The following is a 21,186-nucleotide window of genomic DNA, read 5'->3' on the forward strand; positions in this document are numbered from 1 at the left end:
GTGTTCGAGCTCGCGATCAGGGTCGTCTTCTCGCTGGCCGTCATCCTCGGCCTGCTCTGGTTCATCGCCCGGACCAGCTCGCGCAAGTTCGGCGGCACCGCCCGGTCCGCCGTCCGGGTGGTCGCCCGGCAGCCGCTCGCCCGCAGCGCCTCGCTCGCGGTCGTCGAGGTCGGCGACCGGGTGCTGGTCGTCGGGGTCAGCGAGCACGGCGTCAACCTGCTCACCGAGATGGACCCCGACGAGCTGCCCGCGCCGGTCGTCCCGGAGACGGTCGCCTCGACCCCGCAGTCCGCGCCGGTCGCCGGCTCCGTCGTACGCGCTGCCCGGTCGCTGCTCGCCCGCCGCGCCGGGGCTCCCGGCACGGTCGAGCCCGTCGCTGCCGACGTGGTTCAGGACGCCGACGAGGCCGGCGCCGACCTGGCGCCCGCCGCCGGGACCGCTGCCACCGAGGCCGCTGCCTCAGAGGTCTCCGCGCCCGCCCGCCGGCGCCCGCCGGTGCGAGTCACCGGACTCGCCGCCGCTGCCGTGACCGGCGGCACCAGCACCGCCGTCCTCACCCGCCCGCAGGGCCAGTCCGCACTCAGCGGCTCGGTCCTCTCCGCCCAGACCTGGCGACAGGCATGGGCGGCCGCCACCAGATCGAACGGCATCGCCAGTGACTGACAAGCTCCACGAGACGGGCTCGGGACGTCCGTCGGAGTCCCGACGCGTGCTCCGCCGCCTCGCGACCCTGGTCGCCGGCGTCGCGGTGCTGGTCGGCCTCGCCTCCTTCGCCGGTACGGCGGCCGCGGTCGCCGCGCCGGCCGCCGCGCACACGACCAGCGCCGTGACCGCGGCGCCCGCCACGCTCGACGCCCAGACCGGCGTCACCCCGCCGAACACCACGCAGGGCGTCGCCCTCACCGGCGCGGCCCTGTCCGGCGCCGACGAGCTCACCGGCGAGGTCGTCCTCGCCGCCCCCGGCCCGCAGGGCCCGCGCGGTCCGAACGGCACCGGCGGCGACGTCACCGTGCAGTTCGACGACCTGACCGACAAGCCGAGCACCCCGGTGCTCGTGCTGCTCGGCCTCACGCTGCTCAGCCTGATCCCGGCGATCCTGCTGACCACCACCAGCTTCACCAAGATCCTGATCGTGCTCGGCCTGACCCGCAACGCGATGGGCCTGCAGCAGATCCCGCCGAACCAGGTGCTCGCCGGCCTGGCGCTGTTCCTGAGCCTGTTCATCATGTCGCCGGTGCTCTCGGAGATGAACGACGTCGGTCTCCAGCCCTACCTCGACGGCACCAAGAGCCAGACCGTGGCGTGGAACGACGGCATCGAGCCGCTGCGCGAGTTCATGCTCGACCAGACGGGTGATGCCGAGCTCGGCCTGCTCACCGACGTGGCCGGCCGGGAACGCCCCGAGACCCGCGAGGACGTCGGGATGACCACGCTGGTGCCGGCGTTCATCCTCAGCGAGCTCAAGCAGGCGTTCATCATCGGCTTCGTCATCTTCATCCCGTTCCTGGTGATCGACATGGTCGTCGCCGGAGCGCTGATGAGCCTCGGCATGATGATGATGCCGCCGGTGATGGTGTCGCTGCCGTTCAAGATCCTGCTGTTCGTGATGGTCGACGGCTACGGCCTGATCATCAGATCCCTCGTGTCCAGCTACGGCGGAGGCTGATGCTCCGATGACCGACAGCACCGTTCTCGACATCGCGCTGCAGACCATGCTGGTGGCGTTCAAGCTCTCCGTGCCGATCCTGCTGCCGGCGCTGGTGATCGGCTTCGGGATCTCGCTGATCCAGTCGATGACCCAGATCCAGGAGTTCACGCTGGCGTTCGTGCCGAAGCTGATCGGCGTCGGCCTCGCCGTGCTGGTCTCCGGCAACTGGATGCTGCACACCCTGATCGCCTTCACCCAGGACCTCTTCGAGCGCATCCCGAGCATGCTGGGCTGAGCGATGACGATCACCCTGCAGGGGGAGCCCTTCATCGCCTACGTGCTCGCCGCCATCCGGGTGCTCGCCTGGATCATGCTGGTGCCGCCGTTCTCGTTCAAGGCGGTCCCGGCGATGGCGAAGTCGCTGCTGGCGTTCGGGCTCGCGCTGGCGATGGCGCCGACGCTGACGATGACCGAGATCCCCACCGACGCCTGGACGCTCGGCAGCTACGCCGTGCAGGAGGCGCTGATCGGCGCCACCCTGGGCTTCGTCACCTACATGATCTTCGCCGCGGTCCAGGCCGCCGGTGACCTGATCGACGTCTTCGGCGGCTTCAGCCTCGCGATGGGCTTCGACCCGCTGTCGTTCAACCAGAACGCCGCCTTCGGCAAGCTCTACCAGATGCTCGCGCTGATGCTGCTGTTCGCCACCGACGCGCACCTGCTGCTGGTGGGGGGCTTGCTGAAGACCTTCGAGCGGATGCCGGTCGGCACGCTGTGGCAGGTCGCCGACATCGGCCAGGTGCTGGTGCAGGCGTTCACGGTGTTCTTCGTCTCCGCGGTGCAGATCGCGCTGCCGATGATCGGCGTCCTGTTCATCACCGACCTCGGGCTCGCGCTGCTCACCAAGGTGGCCCCGCAGCTCAACGCGATCATGGTGATGTTCCCGGCCAAGATCATGCTGACCCTGTTCCTGATCGGGCTGTCGCTGCCGGTGCTCCCGAACGCGATCGAGCGTCTGCTCGAGGCGGTCAGCGACGCCGTCGGAGCGATCGGATGACGCCGCCTGCGACGCCGGCCTGCGTCCGTCGTACCCCTGGTGCTCGCAGGGAGGTGAGGGTGTGAGCAGCAGCGGTGAGGAGAAGACCGAGAAACCGACTCCGAAGAAGGTCAAGGAGAACCGCAAGGAAGGCAAGATCCCGCGGACCCAGGACCTGGGTGGTTGGGGGTCGCTGTTCGTGATCGCGCTGATCATGCCGTGGCTGGTGAACATCGCCTTCGGCAAGCTCCGCGAGCTGATGCTGCGCTCGCTGGCGCTGATCAAGGACCCGGATCCGGCCAAGGTGACGAGCATGCTGCACGAGGGCACGGTCCTCGGGCTGCTGATCCTCGTCGTGCTCGGCTCGATGGTGATGGTGCTGTCGGTGGCCGCCGGTGTCAGCCAGGGCGGTCTGCACCTGGCGACGAAGTCGATGAAGCCCAAGCTGTCCAAGCTGAGCCTGCTCCAGGGCGCCAAGCGGATCTTCGGTCTGCAGGCGCTGTGGCAGGGCGGACAGACCCTGTTCAAGAGCACGATCGTGGCGTTCCTGGTGTGGCGGGCGATCGTGAGCTTCATGCCGCTGCTCGGCGGACTGGTGCCCTTCGACGTCGCGCTCGACCTCGCCGGTGACACCGCGCTCGGGCTGATGCGCGACATCGCGATCGCCGGCGTCATCGCCGCCGCGCTCGACTACGGCTTCCAGCGCCGCAAGATGGGCAAGCAGACGCGGATGACCAAGAAGGAGGTCCGCGACGAGAGCAAGATGACCGAGGGCGATCCGCTCGTGAAGAGCGCGATCCGTTCGCGTCAGCTCGCCGCGGCCCGCAACCGGATGATGGCCGACGTGCCGACCGCCGACGTCGTGCTGGTCAACCCGGTGCACGTCGCGGTCGCGCTGAAGTACGAGGCGTCGAAGGGCACCCCCCGGGTCGTCGCGAAGGGTGCCGGTGCGGTGGCTGCCCGGATCCGCGCGGTCGCGGAGGAGAACCGGGTGCCGATGGTCGAGGACATCCCGCTCGCCCGCGCCCTGCACGCCAGCTGCGAGGTCGGCCAGGAGATCCCGGCTGAGCTGTACCACGCCGTCGCGCAGGTGCTGGCGTTCATCCTCAGCCGCAAGGCCAAGGGCCAGGCGGCCGGACGGCACCGTACGCCGCGCACGGACACGTCCGTGCCCGACGTCGCGCGGGGGCGTGGCCGCCGTACCCCTGCCGCTCCGGCCGGCTGACCGCCCCGGCGAACGGCCGCTCTGGGCAGCGAGCACCGCACTTGCAACGTTCTGCACCATTCTCGCTGCGAGATCGGTGCGGAACGTTGCAAGTCAGCGCCGATGCGCCGGCGCCGGCGTCCCGACCCCCCGCGAGCCGGTACGACGGGCAGCCGGCCCGAGCAAAACGGGCAGACCGCTCAAGTCCGACCCCGGACCGCCGATAACCCAGGTGCCAGGACGGCAGCCTCGACGCACCACGGACGGTGCACCGTGACCCGCGCGTGCGCGTGAAAGGCAGTCCTAGTGCAGAAGCGTATGGCCCAGATCGGTGTCCCGATCGCGGTCGTGGCCGTCGTCGTCATGCTCGTGGTGCCGCTGCCGGCACTGGTGCTCGACATGCTCATCGCGATGAACATCACCGTCGCGCTGCTGATCCTGATGACGGCGATGTTCGTCAACAAGCCGCTGGACTTCGCGGTGTTCCCGGCGATCATCCTGGTCGCCACGCTGTTCCGGCTCGCGCTCAACGTCAGCGCGACGAGACTGGTGCTGCTCGACGGCTACGCCGGCAAGGTGATCGACACCTTCGGCCACTTCGTGATCGGCGGCTCGCTGATCGTCGGAATCATCGTCTTCGCGATCCTCGTGGTCATTCAGTTCGTGGTCATCACCAACGGTGCCGGCCGGGTCGCCGAGGTCGGCGCCCGGTTCACCCTCGACGCGATGCCCGGCAAGCAGATGGCGATCGACGCCGACCTCAACGCCGGCCTGATCGACGACGACGAGGCCCGCCGCCGCCGTGCGGAGGTCGCCGCCGAGGCGGACTTCTACGGCGCGATGGACGGTGCGTCGAAGTTCGTCAAGGGCGACGCGATCGCGGCGATCATCATCACCCTGGTGAACCTGCTCGGCGGGTTCACCGTCGGCGTGCTGCAGAAGGGGATGACCTTCTCCGACGCCGTGCACACCTACAGCCTGCTGACCATCGGCGACGGCCTGGTCTCCCAGATCCCCGCGCTGCTGCTCTCGGTCGCCACCGGCATCATCGTCACCCGGTCCGCCAGCGACGGCGACATCGGCTCTGACGTGATGGCGCAGATGACCCGCAACCGGATGCCGCTGCGGCTCGCTGCCGGTGCCGCGGTCGTCCTGCTGCTGATCCCGGGCATGCCGAAGCTGCCGTTCCTGATCGCCGGCGGTGCGGTGTTCTGGCTGTCGCTGCGGGCGCCGAAGCCGCTCGACGAGGAGGCCGCCGCGCTGGAGGCCGCCGAGGCCGCGCAGGCGCTCGAGGCCGGCAACGCCCCGCACCCCGACTCGCTCGAGGCGCTCGTCGAGGAGATCCGGGTCGACCCGCTCGAGCTGGAGCTCTCCGCCGACATCATCGACCTGGTCGACACCACCTCCGGCGGCGACCTGCTCGACCGGGTGCGCGCCCTGCGTCGCAAGGTCGCCACCGACCTCGGCGTGATCGTGCCGCCGGTCCGCACCCGCGACAACCTCGACCTGCCGCTGCGCACCTACGCGATCAAGCTGTTCGGCATCGAGGTCGCCCGCGGCGAGGCGCCCCCGGGCACCGTGCTCGCGATCGGCGACAACCTCGACAACATCCCCGGCCAGCGCACGCAGGAGCCGGTGTTCGGACTCGCCGCGGTGTGGGTCCCCGTCGAGCTGCGCAGCCAGGCCGAGCTCGCCGGCGCCACCGTCGTCGACCGGTCCTCGGTGGTCACCACCCACCTGGCCGAGATCGTGCGCAGCCACGCCTCGCGTCTGCTCAGCCGCGAGGACGTCCGGGCGCTGGTCGACTCGGTCAAGCGCAGCCACCCGGCCGTGGTCGAGGAGCTCACCCCGGCCCAGCTCAGCCTCGGCGAGATCCAGCGGGTGCTCCAGGCGTTGCTCGAGGAGCACGTCTCGGTCCGTGACCTGGTCCGGATCTTCGAGGCCCTGTCGATGCGGGCCCGGGTCGGCAAGGACCTCGACGGGCTCGTCGAGGCCGCCCGCCAGGTGCTCGGCCCCGCGATCATCGCGCCCTACCTCGTCGACGGCGCGCTGCCGGTGCTCAGCTTCGAGCCGGCGCTGGAGCAGCGGCTGCTCGAGGGGTTGCGCGCCGGCGACGACGGCTCGTTCCTCGCCCTCGACGTCGACCTCGCGCAGGGCGTGCTCACCAACATGGCGCACCTCGCCGCGCAGGCGGAGAACCTCAACATGACGCCGGTGCTGGCCTGCGCGCCGCAGCTGCGTCCGGCGGTACGGCGGATGACGAACCCGTCCTTGCCCCGTTTGCCCGTTGTGTCCTACACCGAGCTCAGTGGCCCGATCCAGATCAACTCCGTCGGTGTCGTGGCGGCCCAGCCTGTCGCCGTCACAAGCTGACCCGGATCTGCTTTGCTGCGCATGAGCGACCTGACCGTCGTACGAAGGAGGAAGTGAAGTGAGTCCGCTTTCCTGGCCCGTCCTGGGCGGTGCGGCACTGCTCAGCTCGCCCGCGCTCTACCGCGCCTTCGTCCTGGGCACCACCAGCACCGACGTCGCGCTGACCCGGTTCCTGGTGACGCTCGCCGTGTGGTGGGCGGTGCTGGCGTTCGTGGCGATGCTGATCGGTCCCGCGCCGAGACCTGAGCGCGTGCTGGCCGACGACCAGGTCGTCGACGAGGCCGAGGCCCCCGCCTCCGCCTAGCCCCGGTGGTCGAGGAGCCGAGATCACCGGAGACTCTGCGTGCCGTGCGGTGGTTTCGAGACGGTCGCTTCGCTCGCTCCTGAACCACCGGACGTCTCACGTGACGATCGCCGGCTCCACCTGCGGGTGCGGTGGTCGCGCGGTCTGCGCGAGCGCGATCCCGGCGATCACGACCAGGCCGCCGATCACGCCGATCGTCCCGAGCCGCTCGTCGAACCACATCCAGCCCAGCGCGCTCACCCCGACGGGCTCGAGCATGCCGACCATGGTCACCGCGGTCGCGCTCAGGTGTCGCAGGGCGGCCAGCTCCGCGGCGAACGGCACCACCGTGCCGAGCACCACGATCCACACCAGCGCGAGCCACACGGGGGCGTCGTACGCCGAGAGGTTGCCGAGCAGCGTGACCTGCTCGTCGAGCAGCCCGGTGTCGAACGCGGTGATCGGTGAGACCACGTTGAGGGCGATCGCCGCAACGAGGAACGACCACAGGATCACCCGTAGCGGGTCGAGCGTGGCGACGCCGTGCTCGCCGATCAGGAAGTACGCCGCCAGGCACACCGCGGCCCCGAGCGCGGCCACGATCCCGACGGTGTCGAACTCCAACCCCTGACCCACCCCGGTCACGGCGCCCAGCCCGACGACGGCGAGCGCGAGGCCGAGCCAGGCGCGCGGGCGCACCGCCTCCTTCTGCACGACGCGCGCCCACACCGCGACCAGGATCGGTGCCTGGTACTCCAGCAGCAGCGCCATCCCCACCGGCAGCCGGTCGATCGCGATGAAGTAGGTCCACTGGAGCGCGGCGACGCCGACGAGCCCGTGCAGGGCGACCAGCCAGCGCAGCCGGCCGGTCGGCGGCCGCAGCGCGCTGCGCCGGAAGGCGGCCGCGAACAGCGCGAGCACCACGAACGTGCCGGTCACCCGGATCGTCGTGAGCGTGGCCGGGTCGACACCGGCGCGCAGGGCCACCCGGGACACGCCGGCGTTGACGACGAAGAGGCTCGCGCCGAGCAGGACGAGCGCGAGACCGAGGGCGGGGTTCCGGGGCAGCACCGGATGAGTGTAAGAGGTGCATGACCCGATTGCCCCTGTCATCCCACGCTTGCGCCGACCGCGTCGCAACCTCTCACTAGGCTGAGCGGCATGACGCACACCCCCGCCGCTGAGGGCCCCCGGATCCGACCGGCCATCGCCGACATCCCTGCCTACGTGCCCGGCAAGCCGCCGACGCCGCGCGAGGGCGTGCAGACCTACAAGCTGTCCTCCAACGAGAACCCGTACCCGCCGCTGCCGGGCGTCCTCGAGGCCGCTTCCGAGGCGGCCGCGCAGATGAACCGCTACCCCGACATGGGCTGCACCGGTCTGTACGGCGCACTGAGCGAGCACCTCAGCGTCCCCGCGGACCACCTCGCCGCGGGCACCGGCTCGGTCGCGGTGCTGTACCACCTGCTCCAGGCGTTCTGCCAGGACGGCGACGAGGTCGTCTACGCGTGGCGGTCGTTCGAGGCGTACCCGATCGCGGTCGCCGTTACCGGCGCCGTCTCGGTGCAGGTGCCGCTCGGTGAGGGGGCGACGCACGACCTCGACGCGATGCTCGCCGCGATCACCGACCGCACCAAGGTGGTCATCGTCTGCACCCCGAACAACCCGACCGGTCCCGCCGTCGGCCACGCCGACCTCGAGGCGTTCATCGACCGGGTGCCCCCGCACGTGGTGGTGGTCGTCGACGAGGCCTATCGCGAGTTCGTCCGCAGCGAGGACCCGGTCGACGGGGTGAGGCTGTACGACGGTCGCCCCAACGTCGTGGTGATGCGGACCTTCGCCAAGGCCTACGGGCTCGCGGGCTTCCGGGTCGGCTACGTGATCGCACCGGCCGCGATCGCGACCGCCGTCCGCGCCTGCGCCCTGCCGTTCGGCGTCTCCTCGGTCGCCCAGGCCGCGGCCGTCGCCTCGCTGGCCGCCGAGAAGGAGCTGCTGGAGCGGGTCGACGCCATCGTCGCCGAACGCGAGCGGGTTGTCGCCGAGCTGCGCACGCAGGGCTGGAGCGTGCCGGAGGCGCAGGGGAACTTCGTGTGGCTGCCGCTCGGCGAGCGCACCGCGGAGTTCGCGGCCGCCGCCGAGGAGGCGGGGATCATGGTGCGCCCGTTCGCGGGCGAGGGTGTGCGGGTGAGCATCGGGGAGCCCGCGGGCAACGACGTGTTCCTCTCCGTCGCAGCACGGCTCGCCTGAACGTCGTACCGGCATGGCCCGACCGGGCTATGCCCCAGAACCAAGCTCCGCCGTTCGGGTGATCCTCGTTCGGTCGATCGGTCGAATCATTCGGACAGACCGGGATTTTGCTTGCGTAGCAGGGTTTTCAGCTCGTTTCCGGGCCAAGATGGGCATGCGGCCCCGGACCGGGGTGGGGACTTTGGTCAGGGTCGCGGCAACCGAAACGTACTCGTTTGGGGTTAGCCACCTGGGGGGCCAAGGTGGGGGGAAACGAGCACGCCTTCGGCACTGTGACGCGTGAGTGTCGCCGTGCCCTGGCTTGCGGATTCACCAGCTCGACGGCCAGGTAGCTGACCAGACCGATCCTTGGGGGGATCTCATGGCCAGCCAGCACGCACGTCGTCCGCTTCACCGTTGGGCCGGGCCCGCGCACCGCGCGTCGGGGCTCGAGCGCGCGGTCGTCCGCAACTACCTGCGCATCGCACTCGCGCTGCTTCTCGCGCTTCTCGTGCTGCCGGGGTCCGGCGGGAGCGCCACTGCCGAGGATGCCGGTACGACGGGCAGCGACTCGTCGCTGAGCACCGAGGTCGTCGACGACTCCGCGACCGAGTCGGGCGACGACTCAGACACCGGCGAGACGCCCGAGCCCACCGAGCCCGCCGGGCCCGCCGACGAAGGGCGGATGTCGGTGTCGAGCAGCCTTAAGCCTGTGGTCCTCAAGGTGAGGGCCGGGGGGACCCGGGTCTCGGCCGACACGGTGAGCGACCTCGCCGGCGTGCAGCTGCGGCTGTGGAGCGGGGACAGCTCGGGCCCCGGCGCAGCGATCGGCGAGACCTGGGCGTCGTGCACCTCGGACGGCTCGGGACTCTGCACCTTCACGGTCCCCGGTGACGAAGCCGCCGCGGCCACCGACGGACGGTTCTGGGTGGTCCAAGACGCGGCGCCAGCGGGCTGGTACGCCAACCCGCAGCTGGTCACCGGCGGCAACACCACTCACTCCCCGCTCGCGGTCCGCGGCTACCGGTTCCGCACCGGTGAGCTGCGCCCGGGAAGCACGTACACGACCTGGGACACCACCGTTGACCACTTCATGTGGGCCTCGGACAACGGCTCGCACTCGCAGGCACGCAGCGCGTCGAACGGCCGCTGGCAGAACTCGCTGGGCAACCCGGCACTGCAGCAGAGCTGCCAGGCCGGCCTCGACGTCGCCCTCGTGCTGGACCTCTCCGGCTCGGTCTCGGACGCCGGCGCGGTCGACGACCTTCGGCAGGCCGCCAAGGGCTTCGTCGACGGCCTCCACGGCACCGGTTCGGCGGTCGCGCTCTACACGTTCGCCGGTGAGGCGCCGCGCAACACCGGCCCGAGCGGCGCCAACTACGACCTGATGGAGATCGACGCAGGGACGAACCTGGCGACGATCAAGAGCCGGATCGACGGCTACCAGGCGGACGGCGGCACCAACTGGGACCGTGGTCTGTGGCAGGTGGCCGCCGACGCGACGGCCTACGACCTCGCCATCGTGGTCACCGACGGCAACCCCACCTACTACGGTGGCCCGCCGTCGAAGGGCCCGGGCAGCTTCACCTCGTTCAAGGAGATGGAGGAGGCGATCTTCTCCGCCAACGCCATCAAGGCCGAGGGCACGCGCGTCCTGGCCGTCGGGGTGGGCGACGGCGTCTCGGGCGACCCGGCGAACCTTCGTGCAGTCTCAGGCACTACTGCGTACGCCCCAGGGGTCGCCGCTCGTGACGCCGACTACTTCCAGTCGAGCTGGGCCGAGCTTCAGGCGCTCCTGGGTGAGATCGCCGACGGCGTTTCCTGCAAGGCCACCGTGGCCATCGAGAAGCGGCAGGTCGAGACCTCCGGCGCGGCCCCCGGCACGGCGGCTGCGGGCTGGGAGTTCACCGCCACGAGGTCGGCCGGCGACGGCACGATCGTCCCCGGTGACGCCCTGACCACCGGCGTCGACGGCAGGACCGCCTTCGATATCGAGTTCACCAACCCGACCGACGACGCGGCGACGGTCTCCGTGGCCGAGACCCCGCAGGCGGGCTGGACACTGGACCGGGTGCTGTGCTCGGTCAACGGCGGCCCGGCTGGTGCTGCCGCGCTCAGCGGCGACACCTTCGAGCTCGGTGGCCTCGGGCTCGGGGACAGCGTCGAGTGCACCGTCTACAACGTGAAGGACGTGCCGGCGCCGAACCCGCCGGCTATCACGGTCACGAAGACCGCGTCTGTCGACAGCGTGGACGAGCCCGGTGAAGACGTGACCTACACCGTGGTCGTCAGCAACGACGGTGACCGCGAGGTGACCTTGACCAGCCTCGACGACGACCGCTTCGGCGACCGCGCCAAGGGCGGCGACCTGCTCGAGTGGGACGACCCCGACAACACCTGCGGCGTGCTGAAGGACGTCGAGATCCTGGTCGGAGGCAGCGTGGGCTGCACCTTCGCCGGCAAGGTGACCGGTAACGTGGGCGACACCCACACCAACACCGTCTCCGCCGTTGCCCAGGACGACGACGGCAACCAGGCAGAGGCAAGCGACACGGCCGTGGTCACGGTGGTCGACACCCCGCCGACGGTGAAGGTCACCAAGACCGCCGACAAGGCGAGCGTGCCCGAGCCGGGTGCCGCGGTGACCTACACGGTGACGGTGGAGAACACCAGCGCCGAGGAGATCACGCTCACCGCGCTGGCCGACGACAAGTTCGGCGACCTGCTCGACGGCGACAACGACGCGATCGAGGCGACGACCTGCCAGCCGGGCCAGACCCTCGCGGCGGACGAGACCTACACGTGCACGTTCACCGCGATGCTGACCGGTCTCGACGCCGGCGACACCCACGACAACACCGTCACCGCGAGGGTGACTGACGATGACGGGACCACCGCGACCGGTGAGGACGACGAGACCGTCGAGGGCACCGACGTGCTGCCGACGATCGAGGTGACCAAGACCGCTCCCAGCACGATCCGGGAGCCGGGCGGGCCGGTCACCTACGCGGTCACCGTGGAGAACAAGAGCGTCGAGCAGGTGACGCTGGTCAGCCTGGTCGACGACAAGTTCGGTGACCTGCTCGACGACGCCGGCAACGACAAGGTCAGCGACAGCACCTGTGTCGACGACACAGTGATCGGCGTCGGGGACACCTACACCTGCACCTTCATCGGCCAGGTGACCGGCGACGCCGGGTACAAGCACACCAACGTGGTCACCGCGACCGCGGAGGACGACGAGAAGAACCCCGCGACCGACGACGACGAGGCGACCGTCACCGTCTCCGACGTGGCACCGGTCATCGACGTCACCAAAGACGCCGACCGGGCGAGCGTGCCGGAGACCGGTGCCGCGGTGACCTACACCGTCGGCGTGAAGAACCTCAGCGCCGAGCCGGTGACCCTGGTCAGCCTGGTCGACGACCGGTTCGGGGACCTGCTCGACGAAGCCGCCAACGGCGCGATCCGCAGCAGCACCTGTGTCGACGGCACGGCGATCGCGGTCGGTGCGACGTACACCTGCACCTTCGTCGCGACCGTCGGCGGCGGTGCCGGGAGCGCGCACGTCAACGTCGTCACCGCGGTCGCGGTCGACAACGACGGCAGCCGGGCCAGTGACTTCGACACCGCGACGGTGCGGGTGACCGACGTACCGCCGGCGATCGAGCTGACCAAGGACGCCGACGTCGACAGCGTCGCGGAGACCGGTGAGCTGGTCATCTTCACGGTCGCCATCCGCAACACCGGCGTCGAGACCGTGACCATCACGAAGCTGGTCGACGACGTGTACGGCGACCTGCTCGACCCCGACAACGACGCGGTGGAGTCCAGCACGTGTGCGAAGGCGACGATCGCCGCCGGTACGACGTACACCTGCACGTTCCAGGCAATGGTGACGGGCAAGCCGGGTGAGGACCACCGCAACGTGATCACCGGCACCGTCCGTGACGACGACGGCACCACGGTGACCGACGAGGACGACGAGACGATCTCGATCACCGACGTCGTGCCGACCATCGAAGTGACCAAGACCGCCAACGTCGAGTCGGTGGACGCGCCGGGCGGCGAGGTGACCTACACGGTGACCGTGGAGAACACCAGCGCCGAGGCGGTCACGCTCACCGGGCTGGTCGACGACAAGTTCGGTGACCTGCTCGACGCGGGCAGCGCGGCCGTGAAGAGCACGTGCGAGGACGGCGAGCCGATCGCAGCGGGTGCGACGTACACCTGCACGTTCACCGCGATCGTCGAGGGCAGCGGCGGGTTCCACGTCAACGTGGTGACCGCGACCGTGGTCGACGACGACGGCACCGAGGCCGTCGGCGACGACGAGCAGTCTGTGGTGATCAACGAGGTGCTCGGCGAGGAGGAGGAGCGGCCCGAGGGCGAGCGGCCCGAGGCGACCCGTCCGGAGGCCCCCCGTCCGGGAGCCGGCCTCGGGATCCTGCCCGACACCGGTGCAGGCCGGATGGCGGTGCAGCTCGGGATGGTCGGCGCCCTGATGCTCCTGGTCGGCGGCGGGATCCTGGTCTCGCGGCGGCGTCGGGAGAGCTGAGCGGCGCACTTAGCACGGGAAACCGGTACTTAGCATGGCAAATACGCCGTGCTGAGTACCGGTTTACCACGTTAACGTGGGAAAACTGGGGCGGGCGGGGCGCGGAAAACGAGTTGGGGGATGTCAGGAGCAGGGGGTAATCTGCGCCTTACACACAAACCCCGGCGCCCCGACGTGTGACCACAAGCCGTACGACGCTGCCCGGGCTCGATCCAGGGGGACACCGGGACCAGATGTCGTCAGCCGCACCAGCACCCTCGGGCACGGCCCGCACGATCACCAAGCCCACCGAGCACCCGCCTGCGGGCGTGCACTCGCTGTGGCGGCTCAAGGGCTACCTCCGCCCGCACCTGACCGCGCTGGTCGTGATGCTGGTCGCCGCGCTGGCCACCGTCGGGGTCAGCCTCGCGATCCCGCTGGTCACCAAGGCGATGATCGACGGGCCGATCGCCGACCGGGAGATCGGGCCGGTCCTCCCGCTCGGCCTGCTCGCGCTGGGCCTCGGCATCGTCGAGGCGTTCCTGATCTGGCTGCGCCGGTGGGTGCAGTCCAACGCCGTGCTCGGCCTGGAGACCCAGATCCGGCACGACCTCTACGACCGGCTGCAGCAGCTGCCGATGGCCTTCCACGGCTACTGGCAGTCCGGACAGCTGCTGTCGCGGGTGACCACCGACCTGTCGAGCATCCGCCGGTTCGCCGGCTTCGGCCTGCTGTTCCTGATCATCAACATCACCCAGCTGACCGTGGTCACCGGCGTGCTGCTCAACATGTACTGGCCGCTCGGCCTGGTCGTCGCCGCCGCCGCGGTGCCGATCATCTGGCTGTCGATGCGGTTCGAGAAGGCCTACGTGGTCGTCTCCCGCCGGGTCCAGGACGAGCAGGGCGACCTCGCCACGCTCGCCGAGGAGGGCGCCGTCGGGATCCGGGTGATCAAGTCCTTCGGCCGCGCCGAGCACATGTCGCGGCGGTACGACGAGGCGGCCCGCACGCTCTACGACACCTCGATGGACAAGGTCCGGCTCTCGGCGAAGTTCTGGTCGTTCCTGGAGGTGATCCCCAACATCGCGGTGGTCGTCGTCCTCCTCCTCGGCGCGCTCGGGGTGGGTCGCGGTGACCTGTCCGCCGGCACGCTGGTGGCGTTCATCCTGCTGCTGCTCTCCCTGGTGTGGCCGGTCGCCTCGCTCGGCGTGATCCTCGCGATGGCGCAGGAGGCGATGACCGCGTCCGCCCGCGTGCTGGAGATCTTCGACACCCGGCCCTCGATCGTCTCCGGCGACCGCGAGCTCGAGGACCCGCGCGGCCATCTGCGCCTGGAGCACGTCGACTTCGCGTTCCCCGATGCCGACGACCCCGAGGGACCCGGCGAGGTCGTGCTGCGCGACGTCAACCTCGACGTCAAGCCCGGCGAGACGGTCGCGATCGTCGGCGCCACCGGGTCCGGCAAGACCACGCTCACCGCGCTGGTGCCGAGGCTGTACGACGTCACCGGCGGCCGGGTCACCATCGACGGGGTCGACATCCGCGAACTCAGCCTGCCCAACCTGCGCACGATCGTGGCCACCGCGTTCGAGGAGCCGACGCTGTTCTCGATGAGCGCGCGGGAGAACATCACCCTCGGCCGTGCCGACGCCACCGAGGACGAGATCCACGACGCGATCGAGGTCGCCCAGGCACAGTTCGTCTACGACCTCCCCTGGGGCCTGGACACCCGGATCGGCGAGCAGGGCATGTCGCTGTCCGGCGGTCAGCGGCAGCGACTCGCGCTGGCCCGTGCGGTGCTCGCCCGGCCGAAGATCCTCGTCCTCGACGACACGCTGTCCGCGCTCGACGTGCACACCGAGAAGCTCGTCGAGGCCGCGCTGCGGCGGGTGCTCGAGAACGCCACCGGCATCGTCGTCGCCCACCGCGCCTCCACCGTGCTGCTCGCCGACAAGGTCGCGCTGCTGCAGGACGGCACCATCACCCACGTCGGCGACCACAGCGAGCTGCTCGCCACGGTCCCCGCCTACCGCGAGCTGCTCGCCGCGGACGCCACCGAGGAGGTGCCCGCGTGAGCGGCACGAGCGACACCGAGCGGCTCGAGGACGAGGCCCGCATCGTCGCCGACAACGAGGACCGCGAGTCCAGCTGGCGCGGGGTCGCCGCCGACGGCCGCGAGGAGGAGGAGATCAGCGCCGCGGTCTCCGGGATGCTGCGCACCCGCTCCCGTCGGCTGCTCGGTGAGCTGCTCCGCCCGCACCGCCGCTGGATCTGGATCCTGGTCGGCATCGTGCTCGTCGAGAACGCCGCCCGTCTCTCGATCCCGTGGCTGGTCAAGGAGGGCATCGACCGCGGCATCCCGCCGATCCGCGAGGACGGCGACACCAGCACGCTCTACACGATCGTCGCGGTCGTGGTGGTCGCGATCATCACCCAGGCGGTCACCCGGCAGACGTTCCTGGTGCTGTCGGGTCGGATCGGGCAGGACATGCTGTTCGAGATCCGCCGTCGGGTGTTCCGGCACTTCCAGAAGCTCAGCCCGGCCTTCCACGACGAGTACACCTCCGGCCGCGTGATCTCACGGCAGACCTCCGACGTCGACGCGATCTACGAGATGCTCGAGTCCGGGTTCGACAGCCTGGTGACCGCCGTACTCACCATGTTCGGGACCGCCGTACTCCTGCTGGTCCTCGACGTGAAGCTGGGCCTGGTCGCGCTGCTGTGCTTCCCGTTCCTGATGTGGCTGACCAACTGGTTCCGCAAGGAGTCGGCGAAGACCTACCGGGTCACCCGGGAGAAGGTCGCGCTGGTGATCGTGCACTTCGTGGAGTCGATGGGCGGCATCCGCGCGGTGCAGGCGTTCCGTCGCGAGGCCCGCAACCAGGAGATCTTCGACGACGTCAACGACCAGTACCGGCTGGCCAACCTGCGCGCGTTCCGGCTCGTCGCATGGTTCATGCCCGGCATCAAGCTGATCGGCAACGTCACGATCGCGGTCACCCTGCTGTACGGCGCCTACCTGGCCTACCACGGCGAGGTCACCGTCGGCGTGCTCGCGGCGTTCCTGCTGTACCTGCGCCAGTTCTTCGAGCCGATGCAGGAGATCAGCCAGTTCTACAACACCTTCCAGAGCGCCTCGGCTGCGCTGGAGAAGCTGTCCGGCGTGCTCGAGGAGGAGCCCGGGGTGCCCGAGCCGGTCGCCCCGGTGCCGCTGCGTGACGTGCGCGGCGAGGTGCGCTTCGACCACGTCGGGTTCTCCTACGTCGACGGCACCCCGGTGCTGCCCGGGCTGGACCTCACCATCCCCGCGGGCCAGACCGTCGCGCTGGTCGGTACGACGGGCGCCGGGAAGACCACCATCGCCAAGCTCCTCTCGCGGTTCTACGACCCGGTCTCGGGGAGGGTCACCCTCGACGGCGTCGACCTGCGCGACCTCGACGAGCCGACGCTGCGCCGCTCGATCGTGATGGTGACGCAGGAGAACTACATGTTCAGCGGGTCGGTGGCCGACAACATCCGGTTCGGCCGGCCCGGCGCCTCGATGGAGGAGGTCGTCGCGGCCGCGCAGGCGATCGGTGCGCACGAGTTCATCAGCGCGCTGCCCGACGGCTACGACACCGACGTGGCCAACAAGGGCGGCCGGCTGTCGGCCGGACAGAGGCAGCTCGTCGCGTTCGCGCGGGCGTTCCTCGCCGACCCCGACGTGCTGATCCTCGACGAGGCCACCTCCTCGCTCGACGTGCCCTCGGAGCGGCTGGTGCAGCACGCGCTGCAGACGATCCTCGCCGAGCGCACCGCGGTGATCATCGCCCACCGGCTCTCCACGGTGGAGATCGCCGACCGGGTGCTGGTCCTCGAGCACGGCCGGATCGTCGAGGACGGCTCGCCGGCGGAGCTGATCGCTGGCGGCGAGGGCCGGTTCTCCGACCTGCACGACGCGTGGCTGGCCTCGCTGGCCTGACGGGGGCGTGACCGTCGTACGGCGTAGCGTGGCGCCATGCTGCCCACCGACCTCGAGCACCTGATCAACCTCGGCCAGCCGGCGGTCTCGCCGGACGGGAGCCGGATCGCCTTCGTGGTGACCCGCGCCGACGGCGAGGAGAACGAGTACCGCAGCCAGATCTGGCTCGCCGACGCCGACGGACGAACCCCGCCGCTGCCGTTCACCTCCGGCGAGCACAAGGACGCCAACCCGGCCTGGTCGCCCGACGGCGGCCGGCTGGCGTTCACCTCCACCCGCGGCACTGGCGAGAAGACCAAGGCTTCGCTCCAGGTCGCCCCGGTGGCCATCGGCGGAGAGGTGGTGACCCTGGCGAAGTTCCCCGAGGGCGTCGGGTCGCTGACCTGGTCACCGGACGGCGAGCACATCGCGTTCACCACCCGCACCCAGCACGAGCGCTACACCGAGGACGATGAGGGCAAGCGGCCGCCGCGGCGGATGACCAAGCTGTTCTCCCGGCTCGACAACGTCGGTCCCGTCTCCGACCGGCCCACCCACGTGTACGTCGTACGCGCCGACGGGTCCGCGCCACCGCGCAACCTGACCTCCGGCGACCACGAGCTCTCCGGCCCGTCGTGGACGCCGGACTCCACCGCGCTGCTGGTCGGCGGCGCCACCCACGACACCTGGGACCTCGACCGGCGCAGCGACATCCACGCCGTCGACATCGCGTCCGGGGAGATCACGCGGGTCACCGGCACCACCGGGGTCTTCGGCGGCCCCGCGGTCTCCCCGGACGGGCAGCGGGTCGCCTTCCTCGGCACCGACGACCCCGACACCTACCCGCGGCACGGCCACGTCGCGGTGCGCCTGATCGACGGCGACGAGGCTCACGTCTGGGTCTCGCACGGGCTGGACCGCACGTTCACGCCCTACCCCGACGGGCGCGAGCCGGTGTGGCTCGACGACGACCGGATCCTCGGTTCTGCGGAGGACCGCGGCAACGTGCACCTGTTCGAGCTGCGTGCCGACGGCTCCCAGGCGCCCCGGCCGCTGTGGGACGGGGTCGGCTGCGTGACCGGGTACGACGCGGCCGGCGGCACGATCGCGTTCACGCTCTCGACGTCCACCCGGCCCGGGGAGCTCCACGTGTTCGACGCTTCCGGAGAGGCCCGGCGGCTGACCGACATCACCGCCGGTTTCGCCCGGACCGCCGAGCTCCGGGAACCCGAACGGATGGTCGTGCGGTCGACCGACGGGACCGTCGAGCTCGACGCCTGGCTGCTGCGTCCCGACGGCTTCGAGGAGGGCGCGTCCTACCCGCTGCTGCTCAACGTCCACGGCGGGCCGTTCACGCAGTACGGCAACCGGTTCTTCGACGAGGTCCAGATGCAGGCGCGGGCCGGGTACGCCGTGCTCTGGTCCAACCCACGCGGCAGCTCGGGCCGCGAGGAGGACTTCGGCCGCGCGATCTCGGGGCCCGCGATCGGCGGCTCCGGCTGGGGCACCGTGGACTTCGACGACGTGATGGCCGTGCTCGACCACGCGCTCGAGTCGAACCCGTGGATCGACGCCGACCGGGTCGGGATCCTCGGCGGCAGCTACGGCGGCTACATGACCTCGTGGGCGGTCAGCCACAGCGACCGGTTCGCCGCGGCGTGCAGCGAGCGTGCCGCCAACAACCTGCTCAGCCTGGAGTGGGCCAGCGACGCCGCCGGTGCGTTCCGGACCTGGTTCGGGGTCAGCCACCTCGACGACCCCGAGGCGTACCTGCGGCACTCGCCGGTGTCCTACGTGCGCGACATCGACACCCCGCTGCTGATCATGCACGCCGAGGGCGACCTGCGCTGCCCGGTCGAGCAGGCTGACCAGCTGTTCGTGGCGCTGCGGATGCTCGAGAAGGACGTCGAGATGGTCCGGTTCACCGGCGAGAGCCACGAGCTGTCCCGCTCCGGCACGCCGGTGCACCGCCGGCAGCGGATGGAGATCATCCTCGAGTTCTTCGACAAGCACCTGAAGCCCACCACCGGTGGTTGAGGAGGGCGAGGAACGAGCCCGTCTCTAAACCAGCCGGCACCGGCGCCTTGCCGCTTCCGGCACCGGGGGGCGCGCCGTACGCCGGGCGGGGCGGACCCCTCAAGTCCGGACATTCCGGACCGATGTTGTGGATACAGCCTCGGCCGACTCGACCGTCGCTGCCAAGCCCGCTCACGAGGCGGGGCCCTGTGAGCACGGGAGCCAGCGATGAACCTGTCCGCCAAGCGACTCGGACGCCGCCTCGGTGTTCGCGGCAAGATCCTTCTGGTTGGCGCGATCGGCGTGCTGAGCGCTGTGGCGATCGGCCAGGTCGCGGTCGGCAGCATCAAGGACCTGAGGGACATCGCCGAGGAGATGCACGACCTGGAGAACCTGTCGGTGGCGGTGCAGAACGTCAACTTCTACAACGCCGACGTGACCGGTTGGCAGCTCGGCTACGCCTGGGACACGCGGGTGATCGGGCCGCGGAAGGCGGTCAGCGAGGAGGGCTACAACCGGGCCGGGTTCCTCGAGTCCAAGGCCTCGCTGGAGCAGGCGCTCGAGGAGGTTCCGACGGAGCTGATGACCGACGGCGAGCGGGCAAGCTTCGAGTCGATGCTCGGCTACTGGGACGAGCTGTTCGCCCTCGACGACCAGGCGGTCGCGTTCTACCAGAAGGGTGACCCCGCCTCACTGGCCAAGGCCGACGGGATCATCAACGGCGGCGTCAGCGACGCCTACGGCGGCATCATGGACGAGACCGCGGTGATCATCGACTCGGTGCTGGGTCGAGCTGACGCCGCCGCCGACGAGGCAGGAAACGTCTCCGACTCGGCGCTCCTCAAGGTGCTCGTCGCCGTAGTCGTCGCGGCCCTGCTGGTCGGGTTCGTCGCGCTGCGCGTCGCGCGCCGGATCCTCAGGGCCGTCGACTCCGTGCGCCGCTCCCTGATCGGGCTGGCCGGCTTCGACCTCACCGTCCCGGTCGAGGTGGACGGCGACGACGAGATCGGTCAGCTGGCCGGTGCCCTCGTCGAGGCCCAGGACGCGATGCGGTCGGTGGTCACCTCCGTCGCCGACTCGGCCGACCTGGTGGCCTCCTCGAGCGAGGAGCTGACCGCGAACTCCAAGCACATCGCCGCCAGCGCGACCGCGTCCAGCGACCAGTCCGAGGTGGTGGCCGCCGCGGCCGAGCAGGTCTCGCGCAACGTGCAGACGGTCGCTGCGGGCTCCGAGCAGATGGGCGCCTCGATCCGCGAGATCGCCCAGTCCGCCGGGGACGCCGCCCGCGTCGCCTCGCAGGCGGTGGAGGTCGTCGAGTCAACCACCGAGACCGTTGCGAAGCTGGGGGCCTCGTCGACCGAGATCGGCAACGTGATCAAGGTGATCACCTCCATCGCCGAGCAGACCAACCTTCTGGCGCTCAACGCCACCATCGAAGCGGCGCGGGCCGGCGAGGCGGGCAAGGGGTTCGCGGTGGTCGCCGGTGAGGTCAAGGAGCTCGCCCAGGAGACGGCCAAGGCGACCGACGACATCGCCCACCGGGTCGAGGCGATCCAGAACGACACCTCCGGCGCGGTCGAGGCGATCGCCCGGGTCGCGGAGATCATCGCCTCGATCAACGACTACCAGGTGACCATCGCCTCCGCGGTGGAGGAGCAGACCGCCACCACCAACGAGATGAGCCGCAACGTCGCCGAAGCCGCAGTCGGTTCGGGCGACATCGCCACCACGATCACCGGGGTCGCCTCACTCGCGGCGACGACGAACGAGGCGCTCAGCCAGAACAGCGCCGCGATCGAGGAGCTCAGCCGGATGTCGGCGGAGCTGCGGGCTCAGGTCAGCCGGTTCACCTACTGACCCGCTCGCTCCCGCCCTGCTGGTGCGGGGTTGTGGACGGTTACCAAGCGTCCTGTCGCGTGGTCA

The 21,186-nt window shown here is 70.4% G+C and carries 14 protein-coding genes; 13 read left to right on the plus strand and 1 reads right to left on the minus strand.

The features are described from left to right. From fliO to ACYVIH_RS02730, 7 genes are all read left to right on the plus strand, one after another. Entirely contained in the window at positions 1-663 is a 663-nt protein-coding gene (gene fliO, locus ACYVIH_RS02700) for a flagellar biosynthetic protein FliO (RefSeq protein WP_460865676.1), read from the plus strand. Further along, a complete protein-coding gene (fliP, locus tag ACYVIH_RS02705) occupies positions 656-1,666 on the plus strand; it encodes a flagellar type III secretion system pore protein FliP (RefSeq protein WP_460865678.1) in 1,011 nt (336 codons plus the stop codon). The genes fliO and fliP overlap by 8 nt, the downstream gene beginning before the upstream one ends. A gap of 7 nt (positions 1,667-1,673) precedes the next feature. Next, entirely contained in the window at positions 1,674-1,943 is a 270-nt protein-coding gene (locus ACYVIH_RS02710) for a flagellar biosynthetic protein FliQ (protein ID WP_460865682.1), read from the plus strand. A gap of 3 nt (positions 1,944-1,946) precedes the next feature. Further along, complete coding sequence (locus ACYVIH_RS02715) at positions 1,947-2,705, plus strand: flagellar biosynthetic protein FliR (RefSeq protein WP_460865684.1); 759 nt, start codon at positions 1,947-1,949, stop codon at positions 2,703-2,705. A 61-nt stretch (positions 2,706-2,766) separates the two neighbouring features. After that, entirely contained in the window at positions 2,767-3,909 is a 1,143-nt protein-coding gene (locus ACYVIH_RS02720) for an EscU/YscU/HrcU family type III secretion system export apparatus switch protein (protein WP_460865686.1), read from the plus strand. 285 nt (positions 3,910-4,194) lie between these two features. Beyond that, positions 4,195-6,261, plus strand: coding sequence for a flagellar biosynthesis protein FlhA (gene flhA / locus ACYVIH_RS02725; RefSeq protein ID WP_460865689.1), 2,067 nt, complete (start codon positions 4,195-4,197; stop codon positions 6,259-6,261). Between the two features lie 58 nt (positions 6,262-6,319). Beyond that, positions 6,320-6,565, plus strand: coding sequence for a hypothetical protein (locus ACYVIH_RS02730; protein ID WP_460865691.1), 246 nt, complete (start codon positions 6,320-6,322; stop codon positions 6,563-6,565). A 96-nt stretch (positions 6,566-6,661) separates the two neighbouring features. Here the strand turns inward: ACYVIH_RS02730 and ACYVIH_RS02735 are convergent, their stop codons facing one another. Then, positions 6,662-7,615, minus strand: a complete 954-nt coding sequence (locus ACYVIH_RS02735; protein WP_460865693.1) for an EamA family transporter — start codon at positions 7,613-7,615, stop codon at positions 6,662-6,664. Between the two features lie 90 nt (positions 7,616-7,705). Between ACYVIH_RS02735 and hisC the strand changes: the two genes are divergently transcribed. From hisC to ACYVIH_RS02765, 6 genes are all read left to right on the plus strand, one after another. Then, the gene (gene hisC, locus ACYVIH_RS02740) at positions 7,706-8,791 is read left to right on the plus strand and encodes a histidinol-phosphate transaminase (protein WP_460865695.1); all 1,086 of its coding nucleotides are present in this window, start codon (positions 7,706-7,708) and stop codon (positions 8,789-8,791) included. A gap of 361 nt (positions 8,792-9,152) precedes the next feature. Next, positions 9,153-13,328 (plus strand): DUF7507 domain-containing protein, encoded by a 4,176-nt coding sequence (locus tag ACYVIH_RS02745; RefSeq protein ID WP_460865698.1) that lies wholly within the window; start codon positions 9,153-9,155, stop codon positions 13,326-13,328. Positions 13,329-13,561: 233 nt separating this feature from the next. Beyond that, on the plus strand, positions 13,562-15,382 hold the full coding sequence (locus tag ACYVIH_RS02750) for an ABC transporter ATP-binding protein (RefSeq protein WP_460865701.1): 1,821 nt from the start codon (positions 13,562-13,564) through the stop codon (positions 15,380-15,382). After that, on the plus strand, positions 15,379-17,268 hold the full coding sequence (locus ACYVIH_RS02755) for an ABC transporter ATP-binding protein (protein WP_460865703.1): 1,890 nt from the start codon (positions 15,379-15,381) through the stop codon (positions 17,266-17,268). The genes ACYVIH_RS02750 and ACYVIH_RS02755 overlap by 4 nt, the downstream gene beginning before the upstream one ends. Positions 17,269-17,304: 36 nt before the next feature. Beyond that, positions 17,305-19,284, plus strand: a complete 1,980-nt coding sequence (locus ACYVIH_RS02760; protein WP_460865705.1) for a prolyl oligopeptidase family serine peptidase — start codon at positions 17,305-17,307, stop codon at positions 19,282-19,284. A gap of 207 nt (positions 19,285-19,491) precedes the next feature. After that, positions 19,492-21,120, plus strand: a complete 1,629-nt coding sequence (locus ACYVIH_RS02765; RefSeq protein WP_460865707.1) for a methyl-accepting chemotaxis protein — start codon at positions 19,492-19,494, stop codon at positions 21,118-21,120. Positions 21,121-21,186: the final 66 nt, after the last annotated feature.

The sequence above is a fragment of the Nocardioides pakistanensis genome, from assembly GCF_054781215.1.

What these genes read in the sequence shown, in the direction of transcription:
- ACYVIH_RS02710 (WP_460865682.1), top strand. Translation starts at nt 1,674, where the DNA reads ATGACCGACAGCACCGTTCTCGACATCGCGCTGCAGACCATGCTGGTG.
- ACYVIH_RS02715 (WP_460865684.1), top strand. Translation starts at nt 1,947, where the DNA reads ATGACGATCACCCTGCAGGGGGAGCCCTTCATCGCCTACGTGCTCGCC.
- hisC (WP_460865695.1), top strand. Translation starts at nt 7,706, where the DNA reads ATGACGCACACCCCCGCCGCTGAGGGCCCCCGGATCCGACCGGCCATC.
- ACYVIH_RS02745 (WP_460865698.1), top strand. Translation starts at nt 9,153, where the DNA reads ATGGCCAGCCAGCACGCACGTCGTCCGCTTCACCGTTGGGCCGGGCCC.
- ACYVIH_RS02750 (WP_460865701.1), top strand. Translation starts at nt 13,562, where the DNA reads ATGTCGTCAGCCGCACCAGCACCCTCGGGCACGGCCCGCACGATCACC.
- ACYVIH_RS02760 (WP_460865705.1), top strand. Translation starts at nt 17,305, where the DNA reads ATGCTGCCCACCGACCTCGAGCACCTGATCAACCTCGGCCAGCCGGCG.
- ACYVIH_RS02765 (WP_460865707.1), top strand. Translation starts at nt 19,492, where the DNA reads ATGAACCTGTCCGCCAAGCGACTCGGACGCCGCCTCGGTGTTCGCGGC.